The sequence below is a fragment of the Anaeromyxobacter sp. PSR-1 genome (genome assembly GCF_000964525.1).
Classification (GTDB): Bacteria; Myxococcota; Myxococcia; order Myxococcales; family Anaeromyxobacteraceae; genus Anaeromyxobacter.
This window is the reverse complement of sequence record NZ_BAZG01000227.1, coordinates 1-6,341: the sequence shown is the minus strand read 5'-3', so window position 1 is coordinate 6,341 and position 6,341 is coordinate 1. Positions and strand designations below refer to the sequence as shown.

3 protein-coding genes and 1 pseudogene are annotated in these 6,341 nt (G+C 78.7%); all 4 read right to left on the bottom strand.

Annotation, left to right across the window (positions count from 1 at the left end; translation table 11 throughout):
- Nucleotides 1–2,810, bottom strand: a pseudogene (locus PSR1_RS20895) (translocation/assembly module TamB); the annotation flags it as partial.
- The gene (locus tag PSR1_RS20890; RefSeq protein ID WP_059439310.1) at nt 2,810–4,843 is read right to left on the bottom strand and encodes an outer membrane protein assembly factor; all 2,034 of its coding nucleotides are present in this window, start codon (nt 4,841–4,843) and stop codon (nt 2,810–2,812) included. The pseudogene PSR1_RS20895 and the gene PSR1_RS20890, both read right to left, overlap by 1 nt.
- Nucleotides 4,844–4,960: 117 nt before the next feature.
- Complete coding sequence (locus tag PSR1_RS20885) at nt 4,961–5,704, bottom strand: hypothetical protein (RefSeq protein WP_059439309.1); 744 nt, start codon at nt 5,702–5,704, stop codon at nt 4,961–4,963.
- Nucleotides 5,705–5,786: 82 nt separating this feature from the next.
- Nucleotides 5,787–6,341 (bottom strand): NFACT RNA binding domain-containing protein (locus PSR1_RS20880; RefSeq protein WP_237758180.1); only part of this gene is annotated, 555 nt, incomplete at its 5' end.

The following is a 6,341-nucleotide window of genomic DNA, read 5'->3' as shown; positions in this document are numbered from 1 at the left end:
GCAGCAGCTCCTGGCCGCCCATGGCGAGCCGCAGGGTCGGCGCCCACCCGCTGCGCGCCGGCGTCCGCCTCGAGCGCCACCCCGAGCCCGCTCGCGCCGCCCCAGGCCCCGCCCTCCACCTGGAGCGCGGCGTGCCCGCGCGGCGCCGAGAGCGTGCCCTCCAGCCGTGCCTCGCCGCTCAGCCGGCCGGCCAGGTCGTCCGGCAGGCCCAGGTGCCCCGCCAGCGCCGCGAGCTCCAGCCCCGGCACCCGCGCGTCCACCGCGGCCCGGCCGGCGCGGAGCGCGCGGATGGCGGCGCCGGGCCGGGTGAGCAGGTCGGACAGGTCGAGCGGCACCTCGCCCCGGACCGAGACCGCGGGGCGCCCCTCCAGCGTCGCCTCGAGCCGCGCCGAGAGCCGCTCGCCCGGCGCGTCCGCGGTGAGGCTGAGGCCGATGGCCGACAGGTCGTCCCAGGCGCCGCCGGTGAGCGAGGCCTCGGCGCGGAGCGAGGGCGCGCCGATCGCCCCCTCCAGCGTGGCCTCCAGCGACACCTCGCCGCTCGCGGGCAGCGCCGCGCCGGCCGCGTGCAGGACGGGGCCGAGCGGCAGCGCCTCGCCGCGGACCCGCGCCACCACCGGCTCGCCCGGCCGGCCCTGCATCGGCAGCGGCAGCTCGAGGCGCACGTCCGCGGTGCCGCCCGCCGCGCGCGCCGCGGACAGCGCGAGCCGGGCGCGCCGGGCGCCGCCCTCCCAGCCCACGTCGGCGACCGCGCTGAGGCCGTCGAGCCCGCGGAACCGGCCCTCGGCGAGCGTGAGGTGCCCCTGCGCCAGCGGGCGCCGCGTGGTCCCGGAGACCGACGCCTGCGCGCTCACCAGGCCGCCCAGGCCTGCGCCGCGCGGGAGGAGCCCCACCGGCAGCCCCTCCAGGCGCAGCGCCTCGACCTCGGCCCGGGCGTCGAGCGCGCCGCGCGCCCCGATCCCGCCCTCCAGCCGGATCCGCTGCGCCCCCGCGGCGAGCTCGAGCCGGTCCACCCGCGGCCCGGTGAGGAACAGCCGCGCCGGCGCGGTGAGCGTGTAGCGGGTGCCCGGGTAGGCGAGGGCGAGCTCGCGCAGGATCACCTCGTCGCCGCGCTCGGTGCGGAGCGCGCGCGCCTGGATCGCCACCGGCTCCCGCCCCAGCGCCGGGACGTCCGCCGAGGCGTCCAGCCGCGCGTCCGCCGCGGCCAGCTCCGCGTCGAGCAGGAGCGCGCGGGCCAGCTCGGTGCCGTCGCTGCGCACCCGGTCGGCGGTGAGGTGCAGCCGGCCGGTGACCGCCCGGAACGGCCCGGCCACGTGCCCGATCCCCTTCGCCCCGCCGAGCGCGAAGCTCCCGAGCGCCAGGTGGGGCGCCTCCACCGTGCCGTCCAGCACCGGCGCGCGCGAGGTGCCGGAGAGCGTCGCCTCGACCCGCGCCCGCCCGGCGAGCGGCGGCAGGGCCTGGCCCAGCAGCCGCTCCGCGTTCGCGGCGAGGCGCGCCAGGTCGGCGGCGTCGGCGGAGACGCGGCCGGAGACCCCCGCCCCCGCGCGCCAGCGGCCGGACCCGAGCACGGCCACCCCCGGCGCCTGCAGCGTGAGCCGCTGCACCTCCCAGCTGCCGCGGTCGGCGCGGGCGGTGAGCTCGCCCGGGCCGAGCTCGCCGCCGCGCAGCGTCGAGCGCGCGAGCGACACCTGGGCGCGGCCGCGCAGGTCGTCGAGGTCCTTGCCCGCCACGCCGCCGCGGGCCCGCAGCGTGACCGCGCCGCGCGGCAGGCCCGACCAGATCCGCGAGGGGTCGAGCGCGTCGAGCGCCACCTCCGCGCCGAGCGAGCGGGACCCGTCGAGCCGCACCGCCACCGCCGCGTCGCCGCCGCCGCGCGCCTCGCCCCCCCGCGGCGCCACGTGCAGCGCCGCGGTGGCGACCGCCCCGTCCGACTCGGCGTAGCCCGCCGCGGCGAGGTCGCCGCCCAGCGCCACCCCCGGCGCGAGCGCGCGCAGCCTCTCCGAGTCCACCCCGAGCCGCGTGATGGCCACCCGCCCGCTGCGCCGGGCGAGGTCGCCCTCCCCGATGGCCTCGAGCACCGTGTCCCCGTGGCGCGCCCGCAGCACCGAGACCCGCAGGACGTCGCCGTCGCGCGCCAGGCGCACGTCGAGCGCGAGCGCGCCCGGCACCGGGAGGTCGGCCTCGCCCCGCAGCCGGAGCTGGACCCGGGCCCGGCGCGGGCCGACCACGCCGCGGGCGTCGAGGTCGAGCGCCTGCGCCTCGAGGCGGGTGGCCCCCTCGCGATCCACCCACCACAGGTCGCCCCCGCGCAGCGTGAGCCGCTGCACGCGCAGCGTCCAGCCGGCCCCGTCCTCGCGGCGCGGCTCGGGCGCGCCGGGCGGGCGCGGCGGCGAGGGGTGGGCGGGGGCGAAGGCCCGCGCGATCGACAGCCCGCCCTCGCCCTCCTCGACGAGCACCGAGGGCCGGTCCAGCTCGGCGGTGAGGCCGATCACCCGGTTGCGGAGGCGGGTCACGTCGGCGAACACCGCGGCGCGCCCGACCTCCAGCACCAGCCGGCCCTCCGGGTCGAACACCCGCAGGCCGTGCAGCTCGATGCCGCCCTGCGGCAGGACCGTGATCTGCTCGAGCTGGAAGCTCCCGGCCAGCGCGTCGTCGGCGATGCGCACCAGCGCGTTCGCCACGAGCGGGCGGCCCGCGCCCCAGGACGCGAACAGGACCGCCCCGGAGAGCGCCACGCCGGCGAGCGCGGCGAGCCCGAGGAGGAGCCAGCCCACCGCGCCGAGCACGGCCCCGATGGCGGCCGCGGGCCGCACTAGAACGCCTCGCCGATGGAGAGGTGGAACGCGATCCAGGGCTCGCGGTGGGTGGCGGGCACGGTGCCCACCACGTTCCCGGCCTTGTCGTAGATGGGCGCGCCGGCGTTCTCGACGCTGGGCACCGCCGGGAAGCGCTGGTCGAACGGCACCCCGGCGGCGAGGTTGGTGGGGACCTGCACGCCCACGTCGAAGCGCACCGGGCCGAACGGCGTCCGGTAGCGGAGGCCCAGGCCGCCGGCCCACTGGAGCCGCGTGGGATTGAGCACGTCGCGGTAGGCGGTGGGCACGCCGGAGGGGCGCGAGACGTTGCCCCCGTCCACGAAGAGCGCGGCGCCCCAGGTCCGCGTCAGGTCGAGGCGCAGCTCCAGCGACCCGTCGGCGAGCCCGTTGCCGCCCACCGGCACCCAGTCGCCGTCGCGCAGCACCATGGGCGCGAGCCGGCCGGTGTAGTAGCCGCGCATCGACTGCGGGCCGCCGGCGGTGAAGCGGGCCACGATGGGCGGCTCGCCGGACTGGTTCACCGGGACGAGCGCGCCCACCCGGGCGCGCGCCGCCAGCACCAGCTTCTGGCCGAGCGGCAGGAAGCCGCGCGCCTCGGGCAGGAAGCGCAGGTACCGGTACCCGTAGCCGCCGACGTTGAAGCCCTCCTGCACCGCCAGCATCACCCACACGCCGCGGCGCGGGTTGAGCGGGTCGTTCCGCCCGTCCCAGCCCACCCGCTGCTCGAGGTAGGACAGCAGGCACACGCTCCCCTGGCAGTTCTGCAGCTCCGGCCCCTGCTTCGCCGGCTGCGTGGGATCGAACGTGCTCACCGCGTTCTGCAGCTGGTAGACCTCCAGGTTCCAGCTCGGCACCAGCGTGAGCCGCGTGGCGAGGCGCACCGGGAAGCCCACCCGGAGCCGCTCCGACCAGAAGTCGTAGGCCTGCTCCAGGCCGCGCTCGATCTCCAGGCGCGCGGTGGCGTCGATGCGCCGGCTGATCGCGCCGGGCTGGGAGAACTCGGCGGTGGCGAGGGCGATGGGCCCCTCCTTGCGCGGCCGCGCCACCAGCCAGGCGTACCCGGCCCGCAGCTCGAGGTGGAGCTTGCGCAGGTCCCCCATGAAGTTGCGGTGGCTCCAGCCCACCGTGGCGTTCACGTCCCACCGGGTGTTCGCCTGCACGCCCACGCCGGGGCCGGCGCGGAGCGTGCGGAACGGCACCTCGCGCACCGCCACCACGATCGGCACCACCGCGCGCTGCGGATCGGGGGCGCCGCGGGTGACGCGCACCGCGCCGAAGACGCCCAGGTCGAACACCCGCGTCTGCGCCTTCGCCAGCTGGTCCTCGGCGAACCAGTCGCCCGGGTGGATCTCGATGCCGGCCTGCTCGCGCACCCGGTCGCGCGGCACCGCGGCGGTGCCGGCCACGAACACCGGGCCGAACCGGTACCGCGTGCCCGGCGTCACCTCGTAGCGGACCTCGGCTGCGTGCTCGGCGGGCAGGATCTGGGCGCGCTGCGTCACCGCGGCGTCGGCCCAGCCGGTGTTGCGGAGCGCGTGGAGCAGCGCGCCGCGGGCGCCGTCGTAGTCGCGCTCGGTGAAGCGCTCGCCGGGGCGGATGGGGAGCGCGCCGACGCGGGCCTTCGCCTCGGGGGCGGCGTCCAGGCCGGAGACCTCGACGCTCCGGACGAGGATGGGCTCGCCCTCCTCCACCCGCATCACGACCTTGGCCCGGCCCGGCCCGTCCGGCCGCACCTGCACGTCCACCACCTTCGCGTCGTAGAAGCCGCGCTCGCGGTAGTAGGCCTCGACGCGCTTGCGGTCCACGGCGAGCGCGTCGGCGTCGAGGCGCCGCGCCTCCTGCCAGGCCCAGCGGTCGGAGGGCTGGGTGGCGAGCTTCGAGGCGATGTCGTCCGCGTCGAGCGCGTGGGCGCCCTGGATCTCCAGCCCGTACAGGACCGGCTCCTCGCCGGGCTTCGCCCGCGCGGTCATGCACCCGGCGGCGGAGAGCGCGAGCAGCGAGGCGAGCGACAGGGCGAGGCGTCGGGGCACGGGCGCACGGGATCATGGCACACCCGGTGCGCGGGCGCCCGGCCGGAAACGGGCGGCGCGCGGCGCGCGGATGGGGCTCGCACGCTGGGTCACCGCGCCGCAGCGCGGGGCGCGGGGCTACGCGGGCGAGGAGAGCAGCAGCCCCAGGTTCCGGTCCTCCCACGCCTTGGCGCGGGCGTGGTCCGGGTAGGCGCGCTCGCGGCGGCGGAAGGCGGCGCCGTGCACGACCCGGCGGCCGTTCACCTCCACCGCCGGGACGGCCTGGTGGAGCATCTCGTGGAACACCACCGCGGCCACGTAGAACTCGGGCACCTCGGGGCGGTCGAGCGTCGGGTGGATCCGGATGAGCCGCGCGTCCTGCACGTAGACGCCGGTCTTCACGGTGCGCCGCCGCCGCCCCAGCCGGACCGGGCCCCAGCCGATGCGCGCCTCGATGGCCCCGCCGAAGTGCTCGGCGTTGAGCCGGTCGAACAGCGCCTGGAGGTCGTGCACCCGGCCGCGCGGCTGGAGCCGGTCGGCGCGCGGGGCGGCGATCCGGGCCCGGTGCTCCTTCACGTACGCGTCGATGCGGCTGCCCGCCTGGCGCCGGCGCGCCGCCGCGGCGCCGCGGCCGGCCACCGCGAAGCTGGCCAGCGCCGACACCACCTCGTCCGGCGCCTCCAGGAACATGTGGTGGACGCGGTAGTGGATCTCGCCCGGCCGGCGCCGGAACGAGACCATGGTGGAGCGGTTGTCGTGGACGGTGAGCCGGACCCGCTCGGTGAGGATCCCGGAGAGCGCGTCGGCGAGCAGGTGCGCGGCGGAGCGGCGGGCCTCCGGGGAGAACAGCGTCAGCTGACGGCTCGACTCCTTGGGGCGCACGCGGCGCCGATCCTACGGAGGGGGCGCCCGTCCATCAAGGGGTAGGTGGGCGATCGAGCGGGGCAGCGCCCGGCCTCCACCGCTAGCCGCCCTGCCCGCCCTCCTCCTCGGCGAGCAGCCGCTCGACGCGCCCGGCCTCGCTGCGCAGGAGCATGACCTTCTCCTGGCTGTAGGTGACCGCGCCCGGCGCCGAGCCCTTCGGCTTCTTCACGAAGCGGGCGCGGGTGTAGGCGACGTCGGCCTGCGGCGCCCCGCGGGCGTCGGAGAAGTGCACCGCGAGGTGCGCGGCGTCCACCAGCGTCTCCGCGTCCGGCGCCTTCCCCTTGTCGAGCCGCACCACCACGTGGGCGCCGGGCAGCCCGCGCGCGTGCAGCCACAGGTCGTTGCCGCGGGCGACGCGCAGCGTGAGCGCGTCGTTGTCGGCCGCCCCGCGCCCGACCAGGATGGTCGCGCCGGAGAGCGAGCGGAAGGTGCGGTAGGGCGGCGCGGGCTCGTCCCGCTTGCGGCGCGGCGGCGCGGCCGGGCGCGGGCCGGCGGCGAGGCGGCGCGCCTCGCGCTCGAGGCGCGGCAGGTCGGCGGCGCCGGCCGCGTCGATCCGGGGCCAGCAGCGCCCGCAGCGCGGCCTCGCGGGCGCGGA